Source organism: Barnesiella sp. An22 (assembly GCF_963931395.1).
GTDB classification, from domain to species: domain Bacteria; phylum Bacteroidota; class Bacteroidia; order Bacteroidales; family Barnesiellaceae; genus Barnesiella; species Barnesiella merdigallinarum.
In genome coordinates this window covers 3,218,783-3,240,458 of the sequence record NZ_OZ007014.1, presented here as the reverse complement: position 1 = coordinate 3,240,458, position 21,676 = coordinate 3,218,783, and the positions used below count along the sequence as shown (strand labels likewise).

Sequence of the window (21,676 nt, the reverse complement as noted above, 5' to 3'; positions counted from 1 at the left end):
GTGTGGCACTTTGTCGCTCGGTTTCAATGAAAAGAAACGGACTGCAGTATCAACCGAAAAAAATAGCTATCTTTGTATAACTTTCGTGCAAAAATAATACGAATTACAGAAATATGCGCAATAAATGAAAGCAAAAGATATGATATTGCCCGAAATACCCGTCTTGCTGGCCACGATGTCGGTGAACGAGGCGCGTGCGGCGCTGGAAAGCTCGGCCTGGTCGAGCCTGCCGGTGGTCGACGCGGGCGAGTATGTGGGCATTCTTCAGGCCGGGGAGTTGGCCGATGTGAACGGCGAAGAGACCGTGGGGCGGGAGAACTGGCGACGTCCGGCCGTGCGTGAGGAGACGCACCTGCTCGATGTGGTGAATCAGTTTGCCCAATACACCGACGATGTGCTCCCCGTGGTCGATCAGCATCGCCGCTACGTGGGGGCTATCCCCATCCATGCGGTTATGGTGGCTGTGGCCCGGTTGTGCCAGACGTCGTCGCCGGGAGCCATCATCGAGCTGGAGATTCCGCGGGCCGACTATTCGGCTACCGAACTTACCCGCCTGGTCGAGGACAATGATTGTCGGGTGATGAATTTGATGATACGTCCCGACGAGGAGTCGGGCATGTGGCGGGCTTGCCTGCGTATCGACCGCGAGGATGCCACGCCGGTGCTTCGCTCGCTCGAACGGTTCGACTACCGGGTGCTGAGTTGCTACCAGTTGCACAGTGCTATGGACGACCGCATCGAACAGCGTATCAAGGAGTTGATGTATTATCTGGAAATGTAGGAGGGATGATGAAGATATTGTTGTTTGGCCATAACTACCAGGGAGCCCGCCTGGCACAGGTACACCGGGTGTTGCAGGTCTTGTCGCGCACCGAGGCTTCGTTGGCGGCGCATCGCGATTTTTACGAACTTCTTTCGCGCGAGCTTCCCGACGTGTGCCGGGGTATCGAGCCGATTGACTGTTGCCGCGACTACCCGGCCGACATGGCCTTGAGTATCGGGGGTGACGGCACCTTTTTGCGGGCTGCCGAAAAGATAGGCGACCGGGGTATCCCGGTATTGGGGGTCAATATCGGTCGTCTGGGTTTTCTGGCCGATGTACCGGCCGAAGAGACCGAGCGGGTCATGAACGAGATTGTGGCCGGTCGGTACAAAATCGAGGAGCGCTCGCTGCTGCAGGTCGAGCTGTCGGGATTGCCCGAAGGCTTTTGGCCCTATGCCCTCAACGAGGTGGCGGTGCTCAAGCAGGATACTTCGTCGATGATTTCGATTCATACGACGGTGGGCGAGAGCTATCTCAATACCTATCAGGCCGACGGCCTTATCGTGGCTACCCCCACAGGCTCTACGGCCTACTCGATGAGTGTGGGCGGCCCCATTCTCATGCCGCAGGCGGCCAACTGGGTTATTTCGCCGGTAGCCCCTCACAGCCTCACCGTGCGGCCATTGGTGGTGAACGACGACGCCTGCATTACCCTGCGGGTCGACAGCCGCAACCACAGCTATCTGCTGAGTCTCGACGGCCGCTCCATCATGCTCGATACCGATACGCAGGTGGTGCTGCGCAAGGCTCCTTTCCCCATCCGGGTGGTGAAGCGGCTGGGTCACAGCTTTGCCGAGACGTTGCGGGCCAAGCTGATGTGGGGGGTCGACAAGCGCGAGTGAGTCGTTGCGCTTTATTATCTTCGACCGAATGAAATAGCGAACGCCCCAGCGGCCGGTTTGAATCCGGTTGCCGGGGCGTTCGGGTGTTTTGGAAGCTATTGTTATATGACGAGCAAAGCGTGTTCGGGGAAGGCGACGAAGGTGGCAAAGAAGAGTCCGGCCAGCGAGAGCAGCCACAGCACCAGCAGCGTGATGTTGAGGGCCGACGATTGCGGTTGCCAGTGGAAGATGGAGCCCAGTACCAGCCGCAGGATGGCGTAGAGAGGTATCCCGAAGGTGAGCAGCAGCGAGACGGTGAACAGCACCAGTTCCCAGTGGCCGTTGAGGGCTTCGATGTTTCCGGGGAAAATCGAGATGAATGGTGTGGTGATGGTTGTGGTGCCCAGAACGAAGATACCCAGCAGACTGACGATGCAGGCAACCAGTGTCGCGATAATCGAGAGGGCAATGATGCCACCGATGACGATAAAGAAAATCTTGAATATGCTGCGGAAAATCTCGCCTGCCGTGCTGCTCAGCGAGCTGCCGGTCGACTGTCCGCTCGTGTGCTCCTCTTCGACGGCACGGCGTATGTTGTCGACGGTGGGCGTCTCGCCCCGCATCTCAAGCTTCTGAGCCGTGGTGCGGGCCTCGGGAACGCAAATCCACAACAGCAGATAGATCCATATCGACGAAGCCCACAAAGGCAGCAGCAGAACCAGAATGACGCGCACGAGTACTACGTCGACCCCGATGTAGTAGGCAATACCCGAGGCTACACCGCCCAGTACGCGGTTGTCGGGGTCGCGGTAGAGCCGGCGGCTGCGCCGATTGGGTTCGGGTGTGTTGCCGCCGTTGTTCTCATCGGCGGGTGACGAGGCCGGGGCGGCCTCCCCGGAGGTTTCGCCTTCGTCGGAAGTTTCGTTCTCGAGAGGAGTCTCTATCTCGTCGGGGCGCCCCATGATGGCAATTACCTCGTTCACCTCCTGGCGGGTAATCACCTGCATGCCGAATCCCAGCCGCTCCTTGAAGAGTTCGGCAATGCGGCTTTCGATGTCGTTCAGAATCTCCTGTCCGCCCTCTTCGTGGGCAAAGTGCTCGTTGAGCGATTGCAGATAGGCTTCGAGCAGTTCGTAGGCATCGTCGTCTATGTTGAAGATGGTCTTGTCGAGATTGATGGTTACGGTCTTTTTCATATGACAGTCTGGTTTTTATTGTTCTTTGATGTGGGCGACAACCTGGTTCAGTTCGTTCCAGGCGGTGTCGAGCTCCTGGAGGAAGTGTTCCCCTTCGGGGGTAAGCTCGTAGTATTTGCGGGGAGGGCCCTGGGTCGACTCCTCCCACACGTAGGTGAGCAGCCCCGAGTTCTTGAGCCGGGTAAGCAGCGGGTAGAGGGTACCTTCGACCACGATGAGCTTCGAGGCTTTGAGCGATTGGATAATATCCGACACGTAGGCCCTCCGCTTTTGCAGGATGAGCAGCGTGCAATATTCCAGTATCCCTTTTCGCATCTGCGATTTTACATTGTCTGTATTCATGCTTAGTACCTTTTACGACACAAATATAGGTATAGTATGGTAACTTGTATTACATAGTACTTGTAAAATAATATATTTTAACACACTGAATAGTACGTATAGGGGTGTTTGCCGGCTTGGTATGGATGGATTGGGAGCGGAGTGAGGTAGGGTGGGCGGGGAAGGCCGGTGGTGGCAGTGGCTCATGTGTCGCTGGAGGTCGAATGGTCCGGGAGTAAGGGGTATGACCGGGGTGGATTTCTGTGGCGGTTTATGTGCGGTTTGGGATTGTATGTCGGTAGAAGTAGCAGGAGGGGGTGAACCTGTGCGGGGCCTTATGGCATGGTTGGGGGATGGTTTGGGGTGGAGGCGGCATTCGTATTTTTGCAACGCCCTATGTATTGTTTGGGTATAGCCGTTGCACTATCTTTGTCGGGAAAAGGAGATTTGTTCCGATGGAGACATTTGACGACGAAGAGTTCGGTACGGTACAGGTTCGGCCCGACAGCAGGGCCCGACGTCTGATATTCCGCGTGAAGGAGGGGGTGATGCAGATTACCTGTCCGACCGGATACTCGCTGGGGCGGGTGCAGACGATTGTCGACGAGAATCGGGAGCGGCTGCGGCGGCTGATGGTCCGGGGCGAGGTGGTGCAGCAACGGCGGCAGCTCACGGTGGGCGACCGCATTCCCTGCTACGGCGGTCATATCGAGCTGTTGTCCGGTCGGTTGCCCGACCGTATTCTCTTCCGATACGAGGGTACTACCTTGCAGGTGCTCTGCCCGCCGGGTACCGACCTGAACGAGCCTCGGGTGCGGCAGCAGCTCTCGCGCGGGGTTTGCCGCCTCATGTACCGGCGGGCTCAGGAGGTGTTGCCTCGTCGGTTGGCCGAGGTGGCCCGTCGGGTAGGCGCATCGCCGAGAGAGGTGACCATCGGGCGGGGCCGGCGTAAATTGGGGCACTGCACCCGCAGCAAGTCGATACAGTTGTCGTATTGTCTCATGTTCCTGCCCGAGCCGTTGATCGACTATGTCATTTGTCACGAACTGGCTCATTTACAACAGATGAATCACGGGCCACAGTTTCACGCGCTGTGTAACCGATATTGTGGCGGCGAAGAGCTTGCGCTGCGCAAACAGTTGCGGGCATTCACCTTTTTGTTCTAATAAATAAGATTATATAATGCAAAAAATATTTAAATTATAGGCGCGAAATATTCTATTTCGAGGGCTGTCAGGCCGGTAGAGTTGTGTATTATATAATATTGTACTATCTTTGTGGCGATAGGAATGGAAGAGGGGGCAATGATGTCCCCTCGTTTTTTTCACTACAATAACCGTTATGATAGACAAAAAAGAGTTAGCGACATGGGTCGAGGAGGGGTTGGCCGGTACCGACTGTTTTCTGGTCGATGTACAGGTGAGTCCCGACAACGTATTGACCGTAGAGATTGATAACGAAGAGGGGGTAGATATAGACCGCTGTGTGGCCCTGCACCGTTTTTTGGAATCGAAACTCGATCGCGATGTCGAGGATTATGAACTGGAGGTAGGCTCGGCCGGAATCACTTCGCCCTTCAAGGTCTTGGGGCAGTACAAGAAGAATATAGGCAACGAGGTCGAGGTGCTGACCAAAGACGGCCGCAAGCTGACCGGCGTATTGAAGAGCGCCGATGCCGACCGGTTTGTCGTGACGGTAACCCGGAAGGTGAAGAGCGAAACCAGCAAACGCAAAGTCGAGGTGGAGGAAGACATCGTTCTGGGATACGACGAAGTAAAATATACAAAATATCTAATCAGATTTAAATAATATGGCAAAAAAAGAGGAACCCGTAAGCATGGTCGATACCTTTGCTGAGTTCAAAGAGTTGAAGAACATCGAGATAACCACGATGATCAGTGTGCTGGAAGAATCTTTCCGGAATGTGTTGGCAAAGATGTTCGGGACCGACGAAAATTTCGATATAATCGTGAACCCCACCAAGGGCGATTTTGAGATATGGCGCAACCGCGAAATCGTGGAGGATGGTGCCGTGACCGACAGCAACCTGCAGGTATCGCTCTCGGAGGCCCGCAAGACCGACCCCGACTTCGAGGTGGGCGAGGAGATGACCGACGAGGTTCACTTCGAGAAGTTCGGCCGTCGTGCCATTCTGAACCTGCGTCAGACGCTGGCTTCGAAGATTCTCGATTTGCAGAAAGATGCCATTTACAACAAATACAAGGATAAAATCGGCGAGCTGGTAAGCGCCGAAGTTTACCAGATCTGGAAAAAAGAGATGTTGCTCATCGACGACGACAACAATGAGTTGCTGCTGCCGAAGACCGAGCAGATTCCGTCGGACTTCTACCGGAAGGGCGAGACCGTGCGGGCTGTGGTGCTCGACGTCGATAACAAGAACAACAATCCCAAGATTATCGTTTCGCGTACGTCGAACGACTTCTTGCGCCGGTTGTTCGAACTCGAGGTGCCCGAGATTCACGACGGGCTCATCATTATCCGCGCCATTGCCCGCATCCCGGGCGAGCGTGCCAAGATAGCCGTCGAGTCGTACGACGACCGCATCGACCCCGTAGGAGCCTGCGTGGGTGTGAAGGGGTCGCGTATCCACGGTATCGTGCGCGAACTGCGCAACGAGAATATCGACGTGATCAACTACACCTCCAACCCCTCGCTGTTTATCCAGCGTGCCCTGAGCCCTGCCAAAATCTCGTCCATCCGCTTGAACGAGGAGGAGAAGAAGGCCGAGGTATTCCTCAAGCCCGAGGAGGTTTCGCTGGCCATCGGTAAGGGCGGTTTGAATATCAAGCTGGCCTGCATGCTTACCGGCTACAACATCGATGTATATCGCGACATCGACGAGGATGAAGAGGAGGATATCTACCTCGACGAGTTCAGAGACGAGATCGACGACTGGGTAATCGAGGCCCTGAAGGGTATTGGTTGCGCCACGGCCAAGAGTGTGCTGGCCTTGCCGCGTGAGACCTTGATCGAAAAAGCAGACCTCGAAGAGAACACCGTAGACGAGGTGCTCTCTATCCTGAAAGCGGAGTTTGAAGAATAATCCGCTTCGGGGCCGCCATGGTGTGCGGCCTCGCGCCCCTGGGGCGAAAGGCCCCTTTTCATTCTTCCATTATTTATAAACTAAAACTGAGTATGTCGATAAGGTTAAATAAAGTAGCAAGAGATTTGAATGTGGGAATTCAGACGGCTGTCGAATTCCTTCAAAAGAAAGGTTTCACGGTAGAGGCCAACCCCAACGCCAAGATAACCGACGAACAGTATGCCCTGCTCGTTAAGGAGTTCAGTAAGGATAAAAGTCTGAAACTCGAGTCGGAAAGTATCAGCCTTGAGCGGCATAAGGAGAGAGCGAAAGCCGCGGCTTCGGCCGAACCCGAAACGGCTCCGGTCAAAGAGGAGCCGAAAGAGGTGAAAACGGTTATCCCCGAGCCGCAGCGTCCCAAAGTGGTGGGCCATGTTGATCTCGATGCCCTCAATCGACCCAAGTCGGCCGACCACAGCAAGCCTCGGGAGACGCCTGTCGAGAAGAAAGAGGAGCCCAAGCCTGCCGAGAAACCGGTCGAAGAGAAGAAGAGCGAGGCAACTCCTGCCCCCGAGGTTCCCAAGCCTCAGGTCGAGAAGCCCGCTCAGCCTGTGCAACCGGCTCAACCGGTGCAGCCTGCTGCTCCCGCCGAGCCCCAAAAGCCCGAGCCCGCACCGGCTGCCGAAGCTCCGGCCGCGCCGGCAAAACCCCAGGAATCTCCCGCTGCTCCTGCCCAGGAATCTCCCGAAACGGTCGAAAAGCGCGACGACGAAGTCTTTACGCTGGGTCGTCCTGCCTTCACCTCGAGCATCAATGTGGTAGGCCGTATCGACCTCGATGCGTTGAACCAGCAGACTCGCCCGAAGAAAAAGAGCAAGGAGGAGAAACGCAAAGAGCGTGAGAACAAGGAGAAACAGCGTCAGGAAGCTCACAAGGCTGCTACGGGCGGAAACGACGATGCCAACTCGCAAGGCGGCGAACGTCGTAAACGTCAACGCATCAACAAGGAGAAAGTCGACATCTCGAAGAGCATTTCGTCGATGGGCGGCAACCAGCCGGCCCGGGGCGGAAACGGTAAGAACAACGGTGGCGGCAACAAACCGAATAAGCAGAAACAACGTCCCATCAAAGCCGAAGTGAGCGAAGAGGACGTTCAGAAACAAATCAAGGAGACGCTGGCCCGCCTGACTACCAAGGGGCAGAAGAAGTCGGCCAAATGGCGTAAGGAGAAACGCGAGGCCTTCTCGAATCGCGAGCGCGAACTCGCCGAAATGGAAGAGGCCGAAAGCAAGGTATTGAAATTGACCGAATTTGTGACGGCTAACGACCTGGCTTCGATGATGAATGTGCCGGTGAACGAAGTAATTGCTACTTGCATGAGCATTGGCATGATGGTGTCGATCAACCAGCGCCTCGATGCCGAGACCATCAATATCGTGGCCGAGGAGTTTGGTTTCAAGACCGAGTATGTGAGTGCCGAGGTAGTCGAAGCCATTCACGAAGAGGAGGACAAGGAGGAAGACCTGCAGTCGCGTCCGCCGGTAGTTACTGTGATGGGTCACGTAGACCACGGTAAAACTTCGTTGCTCGACTACATCCGCAACTCCAACGTGATTGCTGGCGAGGCCGGTGGTATCACGCAGCACATTGGTGCCTACAATGTGAAGCTCGACGACGGCCGTCGCATCACCTTCCTCGATACGCCGGGTCACGAAGCCTTCACCGCCATGCGTGCCCGCGGTGCCCAGATGACCGATATTGCCATCATCATCGTGGCAGCCGACGATAACGTGATGCCGCAGACGGTCGAGGCCATCAACCACGCTTCGGCTGCCGGTGTGCCCATTGTCTTTGCTATCAACAAAATCGATAAACCCAATGCCAACCCCGACAAAATCAAGGAGGAGCTGGCCAATATGAACTATCTGGTCGAAGACTGGGGCGGCAAATATCAGTCGCAGGAGATTTCGGCCAAGAAGGGTACCGGAGTGCACGAACTCATGGAGAAGGTGCTGCTCGAGGCCGAACTGCTCGACCTGAAGGCCAACCCCAACCGCAAGGCCACGGGTACGATTATCGAGTCGACCCTCGACAAGGGCCGGGGCTATGTAGCCACCGTGCTGGTACAGAACGGAACCCTGCACAAGGGCGATGTGGTGCTGGCCGGTACCAACCACGGCCGTGTGAAGGCGATGTTCAACGAGCGTAATGCCCGCATCGAGTCGGCCGGTCCGTCGGCCCCGGTACAGATACTGGGCTTGAACGGTGCCCCGCAGGCCGGTGATACCTTCCACGTGATGGATACCGAGCAAGAGGCTCGCGAGATTGCCAACAAGCGTGAGCAACTGCAACGCGAGCTGGGCCTGCGTACCCACAAGCTGCTTACGCTCGACGACATAGGCCGTCGTATTGCCGTAGGCAACTTCCAGGAGTTGAACCTGGTTGTGAAGGGCGACGTAGACGGTTCGGTCGAGGCTCTGAGCGACTCGCTCATCAAACTCTCCACCCCCGAGATTCAGATCAACGTGCTGCACAAGGCCGTGGGTCAAATCTCCGAGTCGGATATTACGCTGGCCGCCGCCTCCAACGCCATCATCATCGGCTTCCAGGTGCGTCCCTCGGTAGCCGCCCGCCGGTTGGCCGAGAAAGAGGGCGTAGACATCCGTCTCTACTCGATCATCTACGATGCCATCGAAGAGGTGAAGGCTGCCATGGAGGGTATGTTGTCGCCCGAAATCAAAGAAGAGATTCTGGGTACGGCCGAGGTTCTCGAGACCTACCACATCACCAAGGTGGGCACGGTAGCCGGCTGTATCGTGAAGGAGGGCAAGATCAAACGCTCGAGCAAGATACGGTTGATTCGCGACGGTATCGTTATTTACAGCGGCGACCTGGGCTCGTTGAAACGCTTCAAGGACGATGTCAAAGAGGTGACTACCGGCTTTGAGTGTGGTTTGAACATTGCCAACTACAACGATGTGAAAGTGGGCGACCTCGTCGAAGCCTACGAAGAGGTAGAAGTGAAGAAAACCCTGTAAGCCGTCAGGCCCAGGGCAAATGAAATAGACAAGGCTGCTCCGGGAGACGGGGCGGCCTTTGTTTTCCCGCTTCATGTGTGTTATCCCTCTTTAACGGATAATAAGACCGAAAACTCTGCTATTCAAAATAAAAAAAGTAATTTTGCACCATTAACCAAACGCGAGCCGAAGCGATGAACTATATCGATTTTATCATAGTGCTGATTGTCCTTATAGGTGCCTTGTACGGACTCATCAAGGGGGTGTTCCGCCAATTGGGTTCGTTGGGGGGCTTCGTAGCGGGTGTGTTGGTCTCGCGGTTGTTCGGCGGTTCGTTTGCCTCGTTGCTGCAACAGATGTTCGACTTGCCTGCCGGTGTAAGCCGCATAGCCGCCTACTCGCTGCTCTTCCTGCTGGTCTATCTCATCTGCCTGCAGTTGATGCGGCTCATCCACCACATCTCCCAGCAGGTGGCGCTGGGGTGGCTCGACCGCTTGGCCGGAGCTCTGTTTGGTGCCCTCAAATACCTGGTTATCTTTAGTATACTGTTGAATCTCGTCCATATCATCGATCCCAAAGTGCGAATGCTACCGGCCCGCGAGGTATCCACCTCGCATCTCTACGGATATGCCTTGCGCATTGCTCCGGCTCTTTTTGCCATAGCTCAGGAGCAGCTCTCGGCCGAAAACAAACCCGCCCTCCGGTTGTTAACACCTTGTACGATATGCGACGACTCCTATCTCTGTTGTGAAAATTGTAAAGCCGATTGAAAATGAAACAGGATAATCCGAATGAAATATTAAGCGACGTTACCGCAAATGAGTATAAATACGGTTTCGTGACCGACATCGAAACCGATATTATCCCCAAAGGTTTGAGCGAGGAGATCATTCGCCACATCTCGCAGAAGAAGGGCGAACCCGAGTGGCTGCTCGACTTCCGTCTCAAGGCGTATGCCTACTGGAAAACCCTCGAGATGCCCCACTGGGCTCACCTGACGATTCCCGAAATCGACTATCAGGCCATCAGCTACTACGCTGCGCCCAAGACCAAGGCGGCTCCCAAGAGCCTCGAAGAGGTGGACCCCGAGTTGCGCAAGACCTTCGACAAGCTGGGCATCTCGCTCGAAGAGCAGATGAAGCTCTCGGGTGTGGCCGTCGATGCCGTGATGGACAGTGTGTCGGTGCGCACCACCTTCCGTGAGAAGCTGGCCGAGCTGGGTGTCATCTTCTGCTCGTTCAGCGAGGCGGTGAAAGACTACCCCGACCTGGTGAAACGCTACCTGGGGTCGGTCGTGTCGTATCGCGACAATTTCTTTGCCGCCCTCAACTCGGCCGTCTTTAGCGACGGTTCGTTTGTCTACATCCCCAAGGGGGTGCGCTGTCCCATGGAGCTTTCGACCTACTTCCGCATCAACGCGGCCAACACCGGCCAGTTCGAGCGCACGCTCATCGTGGCCGACGACGACAGCTATGTGAGCTACCTCGAAGGGTGTACCGCCCCCATGCGCGACGAGAACCAACTGCACGCCGCCATCGTCGAGATTGTGGTGCACGACCGGGCCGAGGTGAAATACTCGACCGTACAGAACTGGTATCCAGGCGACAAGGAGGGCAAAGGCGGTATCTACAATTTCGTGACCAAGCGCGGCATGTGCAAGGGCGACCACTCGAAACTGTCGTGGACCCAGGTCGAGACTGGCTCGGCCATTACCTGGAAGTACCCCAGCTGCGTGCTGGCCGGCGACCACTCGGTGGGCGAGTTCTACTCGGTGGCCGTGACCAACAACTACCAGCAGGCCGACACGGGTACCAAGATGATACACATCGGCAAGAATACCCGCAGTACCATCGTCTCGAAAGGTATCTCGGCCGGTCGCAGCCAGAACAGCTACCGCGGTCTGGTAAAGGTGCTGCCCGGTGCCGAGAACGCCCGCAACTTCACCCAGTGCGACAGCCTGCTGCTCAGCTCCGATTGCGGGGCACACACCTTCCCCTATATGGATATTCAGAACGATACGGCCATCGTCGAGCACGAGGCAACCACCTCGAAAATCAACGAAGACCAGATATTCTATTGCAACCAGCGGGGTATCCCTACTGAAGATGCCGTGGGCCTTATCGTCAACGGGTATGCCAAGGAGGTGATGAACAAGTTGCCCATGGAGTTTGCCGTAGAGGCTCAGAAACTGCTGCAGATTTCGCTCGAGGGTTCGGTAGGATAAACTGCCGTACCCCACATCGGCGACAGGCTGCGGCCGAATAGTAAAACAGAAAAAAAATAAAACCAGATATCTATGTTGAAGATTACAGACTTGCATGCCAGTATCAATGGCAAAGAGATATTGAAAGGCATCGACCTCGTGGTGAAACCGGGCGAGGTGCATGCCATTATGGGTCCCAACGGTTCGGGCAAGAGCACGCTCTCGGCCGTACTGACCGGAAATCCCGCCTATGAGGTGACTCGCGGTTCGGTCGAGTTCTACGGCAAGGACCTGTTGGCCCTCTCGCCCGAAGACCGTTCGCACGAAGGGCTCTTCCTCAGTTTCCAGTATCCGGTCGAAATCCCGGGTGTGAGCATGGTCAACTTCATGCGTACGGCGGTGAACGAGCAGCGCAAGTATCGCGGACTCGAGTCCCTCTCGGCTACCGACTTCCTGAAACTCATGCGCGAGAAACGGGCGATTGTCGAGCTCGACAACAAGCTGGCCAGCCGCTCGGTCAACGAGGGTTTCTCGGGCGGTGAGAAGAAACGCAACGAGATTTTCCAGATGGCCATGCTGGAGCCCCGCCTCTCGATTCTCGACGAGACCGACAGCGGTCTCGACATCGATGCCCTGCGCATCGTGGCCGGGGGTGTGAACAAACTCAAGAGCGAGAAGAATGCCACTATCGTCATCACCCACTACCAACGGTTGCTCGACTACATCGCTCCCGATTTCGTACACGTGCTCTACAAGGGCCGCATCGTGAAGTCGGGCGGGCCCGAACTGGCCCTGGAGCTCGAGGAGCGCGGATATGACTGGATTAAAAAAGAGTTGGGCGAAATTTAAGAGACCGTTATGAGTGCAGTACAGCAATATATAGATTTATACCATTCGCAGAAGGACTTGATTGCGGGCCATTCGTCGCCGGTGATGAATGCCTTGCGCGACGAGGCGATGGCTCTGCTCGAGAGCAAGGGGTTGCCCACGCTCAAGGACGAGGAGTATCGCCGCACCGACATCGAGTCTCTCTACGCTCCCGACTACGGGTTGAACCTGGGCCGGGTCAATATCGAAATCAATCCCTACGAGGTGTTCCGTTGCGATGTGCCCAACCTGAGCACGTTGCTCTACTTTGTCGTGAACGATACCTTCTACACCCAGGCACAGCCCGCTGCGGCCAAGTTGCCCGAGGGGGTCGTGGCCGGCAGCTTGTGCGAGATGGCCCGGCAATACCCGCAACTGGTAGCCCGCTACTACGGGAAGGCCGCCGACATGAAACGCGACGGCACGGTGGCGCTCAACACCGCCTTTGCCCAGGACGGATTCTTCCTCTATATCCCCGACGGGGTGGTGGTCGAGAAGCCCATCCAGCTGGTGAATATACTGCGGGGTAACGTCGACTTCATGGTCAACCGCCGGTTGCTCATTGTCGTAGGCAAGGGTGCCCAGGCCAAACTGCTGGTGTGCGACCACTCCGACGAGTCGTCGGTGCGTTTCCTCGCCTCGCAGGTGTGCGAGATATTTGTCGACGACGATGCCGTGTTCGACTACTACGACATGGAAGAGTCGTCGGAGAATACGGCCAAGGTGGCCTCGGTGTTTGTGCGCCAGGGGGCCCGGTCGAATGTGCTGGTCAACGGCATCGTGTTGCACAACGGGGTGACCCGCAGCAACTACTACTCGACCTTCGACGGCGAGCACGCCGAACTGTCGCTCTGCGGCATGGGCATCGTCGACAAGGAGCAGTCGGTCGACACTTATACTTATATCGACCACGCCGTTTCGCATTGCCACAGCAACGAGCTGTTCAAATATGTGCTTAACGACTCGGCCCGCGGGTCGTTCTGCGGCCGTATTCTGGTGCGCCACGGAGCCCAGAAGACCGAGGCCTATCAGGGTAACAAGAACCTGTGTGCCTCGCCGCTGGCCAAGATGTACACCAAGCCGCAACTCGAGATTTATGCCGACGACGTGAAGTGCAGCCACGGAGCCACCATCGGGCAGCTCGACCAGAACGCCCTGTTCTACATGCGGTCGCGCGGTATCACCGAGGCCGAGGCCCGCATGCTGCTGATGTTTGCCTTTACCAACGATGTCATCGAGCAGGTGCGTCTCGACGCCCTCAAGGATCGCTTGCGCCAGTTGGTCGAGAAGCGGTTCCGCGGCGAGCTGGCCAAATGTTCGGGTTGTCAGGCCTGCCGTTAACATGAAGAAAAGAAGAAAGGAGTTCCACTATGTTGGATATTGAGAAGATAAGAGCCGATTTTCCCATTCTGAAACGTGAGGTGTCGGGCCGTCCGCTCATCTATCTGGACAACGCCGCCACCTCGCAGACCCCCCGCTGCGTGGTCGACCACATTGCCGATACCTACTATCGGGTGAATGCCAACGTGCATCGTGGGGTGCATACCCTCAGCCAGGAGGCTACCGATGCCCACGAGGCGGCCCGTCGCCGGGTGCAGCAGTTTATCGGGGCCGCTTCGCCCGCCGAAATTGTCTTTACGCGGGGCACGACCGAAGCCATCAATCTGGTGGCCTCGTCGTTTGGCGACGAGTTTCTGCACGACGGCGACGAGGTGATTCTCACCGTCATGGAGCACCATGCCGATATTGTGCCGTGGCAGCTCTTGCAGCGCCGCCGCAAAATCAAGTTGCAGGTGGTCCCCATCAACGAGCGGGGCGAACTCGAACTCGAGGTCTACAAGCAGCTCTTCAACGAGCACACGCGGTTGGTGTGTGTGGCTCACGTCTCCAACGTGCTGGGCACCATCAACCCGGTGCGCGAGATGATTGCCTACGCCCATGCACAAGGGGTGCCGGTGTTGGTCGACGGGGCTCAGGCCATCCCTCACCTGCGGGTGAACGTGCAGGAGCTCGATGCCGATTTCTACGCCTTCTCGGCTCATAAGGTATATGGTCCCACGGGGATAGGTATCCTCTATGGCAAGGAGAAGTGGCTCGATGCCATACCTCCCTATCAGGGAGGTGGCGAGATGATTGCGCATGTCGACTTCTCGGGGACGACCTTCGGCGAACTGCCCTTCAAGTTCGAGGCCGGTACGCCCGACTATGTGGGTACGGCCGCTTTTGCCTCGGCGCTCGACTATGTCGACAGCATCGGGCTGGAGGCTATCGCCGCTCACGAAAACGAGTTGTTGCGCTACACCACCGCGCAGATGGAGCAAATCGAGGGGATGCGTATCTTCGGCACCTCGCCGCACAAGAGTTCGGTCATCTCGTTTCTGGTCGACGGTATCCACCACTACGACATGGGCATGTTGCTCGACAAGCTGGGTGTTGCCGTCCGCACGGGTCACCACTGTGCCCAGCCGCTGATGACCTCGCTCGGTATCGAGGGCACGGTGCGGGTGTCGTTTGCCGTGTACAATACCCAGGCCGAGGCCGACGCCTTCATCGCCGCCTTGAAACGGGTAGTACAGATGTTTCGATAACGAAAATATTCACTTGCAATAGCAGCATTCTGAGGCGGCCGACGGTTGCCTCAGAATTTTTTTTTGCCCTTCAGGAAGTACTCCATCGTGATGTTTCGCCGGGCTTCGGGGAAGGTGTTCAACAGGTTCTCCTGGGGGTGACGGGTGTATTGCTTGCGCATCTTGCGGAAGTCGTTGTGTGCTTTCAGAATGGCGCGGGCATGAGGTATCTGTCCCAGGGCAACGAACCGGGTGAAAGCCAGCGTGTCGTAGAGCCGGCGGATGAACAGCACCTTTTTCCCCTCCTGTCGGGGCAGGTTCTTGTGGAGCATGAGCAGGTTGTTGCGGAAGTTGAGGTAGGTCTTCTGCGGATTGGCCGCATCGAGCGAGGCCCCGCCCTGGTGGTGCACCCGGCTTTGCGGCACGACGGCTATGCGATAGCCCGCCAGGTGGATGCGCCAGCAGAGGTCTATCTCCTCCATGTGGGCAAAGAAACCGGGGTCGAGACCACCCACCTCGCGGTAGACGGCGGTGCGCACGAAGAGGGCGGCACCGCTGGCCCAGAAGATGTCGAGCGGGTCGTCGTACTGCCCGCAGTCGGTCTCGAGGGTCCCGAAGAGGCGCCCGCGGCAGAAGGGATAGCCGTAGCGGTCGATGAATCCGCCGGCGGCTCCGGCATATTCGAATTTCTCGGGTTCTCGTAGCGACCGTATTTTGGGCTGGCAGGCAGCCACGTCGGGGTGACTCTCGACAAACTCGAGCAGCGGCTCGAGCCAGTGGGCCGTCACCTCCACGTCGGAGTTGAGCAGCACTGCATATTCGTAGTCCAGTTCGTCGAGAGCCCGGTTGTACCCCTCGGCAAAACCGTAGTTGCGGGGGAAGGGCAGCAGGAGCACCTGGGGAAATTCGCGGGTGAGGAGTTCGACCGAGTTGTCGGTCGAGCCGTTGTCGGCCACCACGATGTCGGCCAGATGGGCCGGCGTGTGGGCACACACCGAGGGGAGGAAGCGTTGCAGCAGGGCGGCTCCGTTCCAGTTGAGTATGACGACGGCGACTTTCTTTTTCATATCAGGTATTGGGGAAATCTTCGTGTTTGTATTTCCAGCGTTTGTGGGTCCACAGCCAGGCCCAGGGGTTGCGCAGGATGGTCTTCTCCATCAGGGCGGTATAGCGGTCGGTGATTTCGAACTCGGGCAGCTCGTTGGGGTGCAGGGCCACCTCGCGGATGGTCGCTTTGTAGTACCCGCGTTTTACCACTTCGACATCGAAATAGAGCACGGCAAAGTCGGTTTTGCGGGCAATCTTTTCGTAGCCGGTGAGCACGGGCGAGTCTTGCGAAAGGAACCGGGCCCAATGGTGGATGTTGGCCGGCGACGGCGTCTGGTCCGACATGAACCCTGTAATCGAGGGGCGTCCCGAGCGCTTCATCTGCAAGATGGCCCGCAGCGACTCTTTCTTGGCGATGCAGATGGTGCCGAAACGCGAGCGTAGCTTCAGGAAGAAGCGGTCGAACCACTCGTTTTTCAGTGGCCGGTATATCTGGCCCGAGATGGCCTCGGGGTGGTGTATCCACAGCGTGACCGAGGGTACCCACTCCCAGTTGCCGAAGTGGCCCAGCAGGATGATGATGGAGCGGTTCTGGTCGAAGAGGCGGTCGATGATGTCGGTCTGTTCGAAGACCATGCGGCGGCGCATCTCCTCGTCGGAGATGTGCAGGAGCTTGATGGTCTCTACGATGTAGTCGCAGAAGTGGCGGTAGAATTTCTTCTCGAGCCGTATCAGCTCCTGCTCGCTCTTGTCGGGGAAGGCGTTGCGCATGTTCTCCAGCACCAGCCGGCGGCGGTAGTGCACCACATAGTAGAGCGGGTAGTAGAGCAGGTCGGCCAGCAGGTAGAGCACCCGCATGGGCAGCAGGGCGTGCAGCTTGAACCAGAGGTACAGCGGCGAGTAGATGATATTTTGCAAAGTCTCTTTTTTCATGTCGCTCGGTTTAAATCTCGGTGGCGATGAGGGCGTCGCCGGCCTCGTTGAAATCGCCCAGCCGCACGGGCCGGCAGGTGTTGACCCACTCCTTGCGGTAGGGCATCTCTACCCGTATGTAGTTGTCGGTGAAGCCGTGCATGGGGGCACCCTTGCGCGGTTGCTCGAACAGTACGGGGCGCGTGGTGCCCTGGAACCGGGTATAGAAATCGTGCAGTTTCCGCTCCGAAATCTCGAGCATGCGGCGGCAACGCTCGTGCCGCTCGGGTATGGGCACGACTGGCTCTATCTTCAAGGCCTGGGTACCCGGTCGCTCGGAGTAGGTGAAGACGTGCAGCTGCGAAATGTCGAGCCCCTCGACAAACCGGCGGCTCTCCTCGAACAGCTCTTCGGTCTCGCCCCGTACGCCGGTGATGAGGTCGACCCCGATGAAGGCATCGGGAATGAGACGGCGTATGGTCTCTATCTTGTGGGCGAAGAGAGCCGTGTCGTAGTGACGGTGCATCAGCTTCAGCACCGTGTCGCTGCCCGATTGCAGGGGTATGTGGAAGTGTGGGGCAAACCGCTGCGACTGGGCTACGAAGGCGATAATCTCGTCGGTGAGCAGGTTGGGCTCAATCGAGGAGATGCGGTAGTGCGCGATGCCCTCGACCTGGTCGAGCGAGCGGATGAGGTCGAGGAAGGTCTCGCCCGTCTGTTTGCCGAAGTCGCCGATGTTCACCCCCGTGATGACAATCTCCTTACCCCCGGCGGCAGCCACTTCGCGAGCCTGTGCGGTGAGCTGCTCGATGGTGCCGCTGCGGCTCCGGCCCCGGGCAAAGGGTATGGTGCAGTAGGTGCAGAAGTAGTCGCAGCCGTCCTGTACCTTGAGGAAGTAGCGGGTGCGGTCGCCCCGCGAACACGAGGGCGAGAACTTGCGGATGTCGCGGGTAGGGGTGGTAATCACCTCGCCCACCTCCTGCCGCTTGTGCAGGTCGCCCAGGTATTGCAGGATGTCGAGCTTCTGTTCGGCACCCAGAATCAGGTCCACGTCGGGGATGTGGGCAATCTCGTCGGGTTTGAGCTGCGCATAGCAGCCGGTCACCACGATAAAGGCCTGCGGGTGTTGCCGGGCGATGCGACGGATGGTCTGCCGGCATTTCTTGTCGGCCAGTTCGGTCACCGAGCAGGTGTTGATTACGCAGATGTCGGCCTTTTCGCCGGGTCGTGCCTTGCGAATGCCGTGAGCCTCGAGGGTCTTCCCGATGGTGGAAGTTTCGGCAAAGTTGAGTTTGCAGCCCAGTGTGTAGTAGGCTGCGGTCTTATTCTTGAATGTGTTGACGTCTATCATAATCGGTGGGTCGAAATGCCAATATAGGCGACAAAGTTACTCATTTCATTTAAAAATGTGTAGCCCCTCTATTCTAATAGTTGTATAAGAATGAATGATTTTACAAACAAAGTCGTATATTTGCTACCGAACTAATTAAATTCGGGATATGATTTCTGAAAATTTCATCAAGATATATGAGTCGAGCTTTCGGGAAAACTGGGACTTACCTGCGTTGACCGACTATAACGAACAGCGCACATATACCTATCAGGATATGGCGCGCGAAATCGCCAAGCTGCACATTCTTTTCCGCCATTGCCAAATCAGACGGGGCGACAAAATCGCTCTCGTGGGGAAAAACACCCCCAACTGGTGCATCGCCTTCATGGCTACGGTTACCTATGGCGCCATACTGGTACCCATTCTGCAGGAGTTCAATCCGCACGATATACACCACATTATCAACCACTCCGACTCGGTGATGCTCTTTGTGGGCGAAAACATCTGGGAGAATATCGAGATGGAGAAGTTGCCCGAGGTGCGTGCCGCCATTTCGCTGCAAGACTTCTCGTGCCTCGTACAGCGCGACGGCGAAGAGATAGCCCGGTGCCTGCGCGACATGAAGCGCCGGTTCAAAAATACCTATCCCAACGGCTTCAGCCGGTCGGACATCCGCTATGCCGACCTCGACAACGACAAGGTGATACTGATCAACTACACCTCGGGAACCACGGGTTTCAGCAAAGGGGTGATGCTCACGGGCAACAACCTGGCGGGCAATGTGATGTTCGGCGTGCGTTCGCACCTGCACTACAAGGGGAGTAAGTGCATCTCGTTCCTGCCGTTGGCCCATGCCTACGGGTGTGCCTTCGACCTGCTCACGCCGCTGGCCGTGGGTACGCACATCACGCTGCTGGGTAAGATTCCTTCGCCCAAAATCCTGTTGAAGGCGCTCGGGGAGGTGCGGCCCAATCTCATTATTTGCGTGCCGCTGATTCTCGAGAAGATTTACAAGAAACAGATACAACCCTTGCTCAACAAGACGCCCATGCGTTGGGCCTTGAATATTCCCATTCTCGACACCCGTATCTACGGGCAGGTGCGCAAGAAACTGATCGATGCCTTCGGCGGCCGCTTCGAAGAGGTGATTGTGGGTGGTGCTCCCATCAATCGTGAGGTCGAGGAGTTTCTGCACAAAATCAAATTCCCCTTTACCGTGGGTTATGGCATGACCGAGTGTGCTCCGCTGGTGAGCTACACGTCGCACCGTGAGTTCCGTCCCGGTTCGGCCGGCCGCACGCTCTTCGGCTATGTCGAGACCAAAATCGACTCGCTCGACCCCGAGAATATCCCGGGCGAAATCTGTGTGCGGGGCGAACATGTGATGAAGGGTTACTACAAAAACGAAGAGGCCACCAAAGCCGTGCTCGACGAAGAGGGTTGGCTGCACACCGGCGACATGGGAACCATGACCCCCGACGGTACCATCTACATCAAGGGGCGCAGTAAGACGATGATTCTCACCTCGAACGGCCAGAACATCTATCCCGAGGAGATTGAGGCCAAGTTGAACAACATGCCTTTCGTGATGGAGAGCCTGGTGGTCGAACGTAATGGCAAACTGGTGGCTCTCGTCTGTCCCGACTACGAGGCGATGGACAGTTACGGCGTTTCGAATCACGATTTGCCCATGACCATGGAGGAGGTGCGGTGCAACCTGAACAAGATGTTGGCTCCCTATGAGCAAATAACCCGTATCCAACTCTATCCGAATGAGTTTGAAAAGACCCCGAAGCGAAGCATAAAACGCTATTTATATGATAATTGAGTTTTTTGGGGTTGATTTTTCCCAGAAAAATCAAAATATTCTGAAAAAAAAATAAGATTAGGAGTACAACATATAAAAAGAATGTATACCTTTGTAGCGTTTTTGAAGCAAAAAAATATTGTTTTATCTTTAATTTGAAGGAAATGAAAAAGTTAGTTTTGTTCTTCGCTGTTGCATTTGCAATGTCTTTCGCTTCTTGCGGCAATAAAGCTGCTGAATCTACTGAAGCTGTTGATAGCACTGCCGTTGTAGAAGAAGTTGCAGTTGAAACTGTTGACTCTGCTGCTGTTGACTCTGCTGCTGCTGACACTGTAGTTGAAGCTGCTGCTGTTGTTGCTGAATAATTTACAGCAAAGACTAAAAGAATTGGGGCTATCCCTCGGTGAGGGTTAGCTCTTTTTTTGTTTTAAAACCAATGTAGGGTTTGTTTTGTAATCTACTGATAAACAGTTTACTATTGCTTGCTGGGTAGGCCTGTTTGTCTGGAATGGATGTGGAGGGGTGCTTCTGAAAGAGAGGGGAGAAGAGAGGTTATCCCTGTGGGTAGAGCAGGTGAATGATTTGGGCCGTTGTCTGTTTGAGGTTCTCGGCGGCAATATGTGGCTGCAGGGCTCTCTTGAGCGGCATGGCCGATGACTGTATGCAGAAGATGCCCCGGAACCCGGCCTGGAGCAGGGTATCGCGGTCTTCGACCGCTCCTCCCAAGACTACGACCGGGATACCTTTTTCGCGAGCCGGGAGCAGTACACCGTAGGGGGCTTTCCCCATGAGGGTCTGCCGGTCTATCTTTCCTTCGCCCGTAATCACCAGGTCGGCCCCGTCGATGAGGCGCGAAAATTGCAGCGTCTCCAACACGGTTTCGATGCCCGGTTTCAGGGTGGCCTGGAGGAAGGCCAGGCAGGCAGCGCCTACTCCTCCGGCCGCTCCGGCTCCTTGGGTTTGGCTGATATCCCGATGCAACATGGATTCTACACAGGTGGCAAAACGCCTTAATCCGTTGTCGAGGGTAACGACATCGTGAGGGGTAGCCCCTTTTTGTGGGGCAAATATGTAGGCGGCCCCGCTGGGACCGAAGAGGGGATTGTCGACATCGCAGATGATGGTGAAGCGGCAACCGGCCACGCGAGGGTTCATGCCGCTGGTGTCGATTGTCGCCAGGTCGTTGAGCGATTTGCCGCCCGGTTTCAGTTCTGCACCCGCCGCGTCGAGAAACCGACAGCCCAGAGCCTCGAGCATCCCTTTGCCGGCATCGTTGGTGGCACTGCCGCCAATGCCCATCACCACGTGGCGGCACCCGCGGGTGCAGGCGTCGGCAATGAGCTGGCCCGTGCCGTAGGTGGTGGTGACGAGCGGGTTGCGCTCCTCCTGCGACAGAAGGGTGAGGCCGCTGGCCGAGGCCAGATCGATAATGGCCGTCGGCTCTCCGTGAGTGTGCACGATGCCGTATGCCGCTGGAATTTGCCGCATGAGCGGGTCGTTCACCAGGCAGTTGACATACTCTCCGCCCAGGGCCTCGACCAAAGTCTCCATCGTCCCCTCGCCGCCGTCGGCAACAGGTACCTTGATGACCTGAGCCTGGGGTAGTGTGAGACGGATGCCGGCCTCGATGGCGGCTGCCACCTGAGGGGCCGACAAGGAGTCTTTGAACGAGTCGGGAGCTACGACGATTTTTCTCATGGGGAGGTATGGCAAATGAGA

Annotated in this window: 19 protein-coding genes; 13 read left to right on the top strand and 6 right to left on the bottom strand. The window is 56.6% G+C overall.

From position 1 onward, the window contains the following. Positions 1-124: 124 nt before the first annotated feature. Complete coding sequence (locus tag ABGT88_RS13525) at positions 125-781, top strand: CBS domain-containing protein (protein WP_087409254.1); 657 nt, start codon at positions 125-127, stop codon at positions 779-781. An 8-nt stretch (positions 782-789) separates the two neighbouring features. Beyond that, complete coding sequence (locus ABGT88_RS13520; protein WP_087409312.1) at positions 790-1,665, top strand: NAD kinase; 876 nt, start codon at positions 790-792, stop codon at positions 1,663-1,665. 101 nt (positions 1,666-1,766) lie between these two features. Here ABGT88_RS13520 and ABGT88_RS13515 read toward each other — a convergent pair whose 3' ends face one another. Both ABGT88_RS13515 and ABGT88_RS13510 read right to left on the bottom strand, forming a co-directional pair. Next, positions 1,767-2,840 carry a PspC domain-containing protein gene (locus tag ABGT88_RS13515; protein WP_346702637.1) on the bottom strand — a complete coding sequence of 358 codons (1,074 nt, stop codon included), beginning with the start codon at positions 2,838-2,840 and terminating at the stop codon, positions 1,767-1,769. 15 nt (positions 2,841-2,855) lie between these two features. Beyond that, positions 2,856-3,182, bottom strand: a complete 327-nt coding sequence (locus ABGT88_RS13510; RefSeq protein ID WP_087409256.1) for a PadR family transcriptional regulator — start codon at positions 3,180-3,182, stop codon at positions 2,856-2,858. A 434-nt stretch (positions 3,183-3,616) separates the two neighbouring features. Here ABGT88_RS13510 and ABGT88_RS13505 point away from each other — a divergent pair, with 434 nt between their 5' ends. The 9 genes from ABGT88_RS13505 (at position 3,617) to ABGT88_RS13465 (ending at position 14,879) form a co-directional block, all read left to right on the top strand. After that, complete coding sequence (locus ABGT88_RS13505) at positions 3,617-4,327, top strand: YgjP-like metallopeptidase domain-containing protein (RefSeq protein ID WP_346702635.1); 711 nt, start codon at positions 3,617-3,619, stop codon at positions 4,325-4,327. A 175-nt stretch (positions 4,328-4,502) separates the two neighbouring features. After that, entirely contained in the window at positions 4,503-4,970 is a 468-nt protein-coding gene (rimP, locus tag ABGT88_RS13500; RefSeq protein ID WP_087409258.1) for a ribosome assembly cofactor RimP, read from the top strand. A gap of 1 nt (position 4,971) precedes the next feature. Beyond that, on the top strand, positions 4,972-6,225 hold the full coding sequence (nusA, locus tag ABGT88_RS13495; RefSeq protein ID WP_087409259.1) for a transcription termination factor NusA: 1,254 nt from the start codon (positions 4,972-4,974) through the stop codon (positions 6,223-6,225). Positions 6,226-6,317: 92 nt separating this feature from the next. Next, positions 6,318-9,242, top strand: coding sequence for a translation initiation factor IF-2 (gene infB, locus ABGT88_RS13490; protein ID WP_346702633.1), 2,925 nt, complete (start codon positions 6,318-6,320; stop codon positions 9,240-9,242). A gap of 173 nt (positions 9,243-9,415) precedes the next feature. Next, positions 9,416-9,991 carry a CvpA family protein gene (locus ABGT88_RS13485; protein WP_300131358.1) on the top strand — a complete coding sequence of 192 codons (576 nt, stop codon included), beginning with the start codon at positions 9,416-9,418 and terminating at the stop codon, positions 9,989-9,991. Between the two features lie 2 nt (positions 9,992-9,993). Then, the gene (gene sufB, locus ABGT88_RS13480; RefSeq protein WP_258326721.1) at positions 9,994-11,445 is read left to right on the top strand and encodes a Fe-S cluster assembly protein SufB; all 1,452 of its coding nucleotides are present in this window, start codon (positions 9,994-9,996) and stop codon (positions 11,443-11,445) included. A 72-nt stretch (positions 11,446-11,517) separates the two neighbouring features. Continuing rightward, positions 11,518-12,273, top strand: a complete 756-nt coding sequence (sufC, locus tag ABGT88_RS13475) for a Fe-S cluster assembly ATPase SufC (RefSeq protein ID WP_346702630.1) — start codon at positions 11,518-11,520, stop codon at positions 12,271-12,273. A gap of 9 nt (positions 12,274-12,282) precedes the next feature. Beyond that, positions 12,283-13,632, top strand: a complete 1,350-nt coding sequence (sufD, locus tag ABGT88_RS13470) for a Fe-S cluster assembly protein SufD (protein ID WP_346702628.1) — start codon at positions 12,283-12,285, stop codon at positions 13,630-13,632. 29 nt (positions 13,633-13,661) lie between these two features. Further along, positions 13,662-14,879, top strand: a complete 1,218-nt coding sequence (locus ABGT88_RS13465) for an aminotransferase class V-fold PLP-dependent enzyme (RefSeq protein WP_087409265.1) — start codon at positions 13,662-13,664, stop codon at positions 14,877-14,879. Between the two features lie 50 nt (positions 14,880-14,929). On the opposite strand, the gene ABGT88_RS13460 is transcribed toward ABGT88_RS13465, so the two are convergent. Genes ABGT88_RS13460 through mtaB form a run of 3 tightly spaced genes read right to left on the bottom strand, consistent with a single transcriptional unit; the run spans position 14,930 to position 18,168 of the window. Further along, positions 14,930-15,925 (bottom strand): glycosyltransferase family 2 protein, encoded by a 996-nt coding sequence (locus ABGT88_RS13460; RefSeq protein ID WP_346702626.1) that lies wholly within the window; start codon positions 15,923-15,925, stop codon positions 14,930-14,932. A 1-nt stretch (position 15,926) separates the two neighbouring features. Continuing rightward, positions 15,927-16,838, bottom strand: a complete 912-nt coding sequence (locus ABGT88_RS13455) for a lysophospholipid acyltransferase family protein (RefSeq protein WP_206422491.1) — start codon at positions 16,836-16,838, stop codon at positions 15,927-15,929. A 10-nt stretch (positions 16,839-16,848) separates the two neighbouring features. Next, positions 16,849-18,168: a tRNA (N(6)-L-threonylcarbamoyladenosine(37)-C(2))-methylthiotransferase MtaB gene (gene mtaB / locus ABGT88_RS13450; RefSeq protein ID WP_346702623.1), complete on the bottom strand. Its 1,320-nt coding sequence runs from the start codon at positions 18,166-18,168 to the stop codon at positions 16,849-16,851. A gap of 148 nt (positions 18,169-18,316) precedes the next feature. Here mtaB and ABGT88_RS13445 point away from each other — a divergent pair, with 148 nt between their 5' ends. After that, the gene (locus ABGT88_RS13445; RefSeq protein WP_346702621.1) at positions 18,317-19,978 is read left to right on the top strand and encodes an AMP-binding protein; all 1,662 of its coding nucleotides are present in this window, start codon (positions 18,317-18,319) and stop codon (positions 19,976-19,978) included. A 143-nt stretch (positions 19,979-20,121) separates the two neighbouring features. Continuing rightward, positions 20,122-20,322: a hypothetical protein gene (locus ABGT88_RS13440; protein WP_289540150.1), complete on the top strand. Its 201-nt coding sequence runs from the start codon at positions 20,122-20,124 to the stop codon at positions 20,320-20,322. Between the two features lie 187 nt (positions 20,323-20,509). Here ABGT88_RS13440 and ABGT88_RS13435 read toward each other — a convergent pair whose 3' ends face one another. Beyond that, positions 20,510-21,655: a glycerate kinase gene (locus tag ABGT88_RS13435; protein ID WP_346702619.1), complete on the bottom strand. Its 1,146-nt coding sequence runs from the start codon at positions 21,653-21,655 to the stop codon at positions 20,510-20,512. Positions 21,656-21,676: the final 21 nt, after the last annotated feature.

Coding starts and splice junctions, on each gene's coding strand:
- ABGT88_RS13525 (WP_087409254.1), top strand. CDS start 125: ATGAAAGCAAAAGATATGATATTGCCCGAAATACCCGTCTTGCTGGCC.
- ABGT88_RS13520 (WP_087409312.1), top strand. CDS start 790: ATGAAGATATTGTTGTTTGGCCATAACTACCAGGGAGCCCGCCTGGCA.
- ABGT88_RS13515 (WP_346702637.1), bottom strand. CDS start 2,840: ATGAAAAAGACCGTAACCATCAATCTCGACAAGACCATCTTCAACATA.
- ABGT88_RS13510 (WP_087409256.1), bottom strand. CDS start 3,182: ATGAATACAGACAATGTAAAATCGCAGATGCGAAAAGGGATACTGGAA.
- ABGT88_RS13505 (WP_346702635.1), top strand. CDS start 3,617: ATGGAGACATTTGACGACGAAGAGTTCGGTACGGTACAGGTTCGGCCC.
- rimP (WP_087409258.1), top strand. CDS start 4,503: ATGATAGACAAAAAAGAGTTAGCGACATGGGTCGAGGAGGGGTTGGCC.
- nusA (WP_087409259.1), top strand. CDS start 4,972: ATGGCAAAAAAAGAGGAACCCGTAAGCATGGTCGATACCTTTGCTGAG.
- infB (WP_346702633.1), top strand. CDS start 6,318: ATGTCGATAAGGTTAAATAAAGTAGCAAGAGATTTGAATGTGGGAATT.
- ABGT88_RS13485 (WP_300131358.1), top strand. CDS start 9,416: ATGAACTATATCGATTTTATCATAGTGCTGATTGTCCTTATAGGTGCC.
- sufB (WP_258326721.1), top strand. CDS start 9,994: ATGAAACAGGATAATCCGAATGAAATATTAAGCGACGTTACCGCAAAT.
- sufC (WP_346702630.1), top strand. CDS start 11,518: ATGTTGAAGATTACAGACTTGCATGCCAGTATCAATGGCAAAGAGATA.
- sufD (WP_346702628.1), top strand. CDS start 12,283: ATGAGTGCAGTACAGCAATATATAGATTTATACCATTCGCAGAAGGAC.
- ABGT88_RS13465 (WP_087409265.1), top strand. CDS start 13,662: ATGTTGGATATTGAGAAGATAAGAGCCGATTTTCCCATTCTGAAACGT.
- ABGT88_RS13460 (WP_346702626.1), bottom strand. CDS start 15,925: ATGAAAAAGAAAGTCGCCGTCGTCATACTCAACTGGAACGGAGCCGCC.
- ABGT88_RS13455 (WP_206422491.1), bottom strand. CDS start 16,838: ATGAAAAAAGAGACTTTGCAAAATATCATCTACTCGCCGCTGTACCTC.
- mtaB (WP_346702623.1), bottom strand. CDS start 18,168: ATGATAGACGTCAACACATTCAAGAATAAGACCGCAGCCTACTACACA.
- ABGT88_RS13445 (WP_346702621.1), top strand. CDS start 18,317: ATGATTTCTGAAAATTTCATCAAGATATATGAGTCGAGCTTTCGGGAA.
- ABGT88_RS13440 (WP_289540150.1), top strand. CDS start 20,122: ATGAAAAAGTTAGTTTTGTTCTTCGCTGTTGCATTTGCAATGTCTTTC.
- ABGT88_RS13435 (WP_346702619.1), bottom strand. CDS start 21,655: ATGAGAAAAATCGTCGTAGCTCCCGACTCGTTCAAAGACTCCTTGTCG.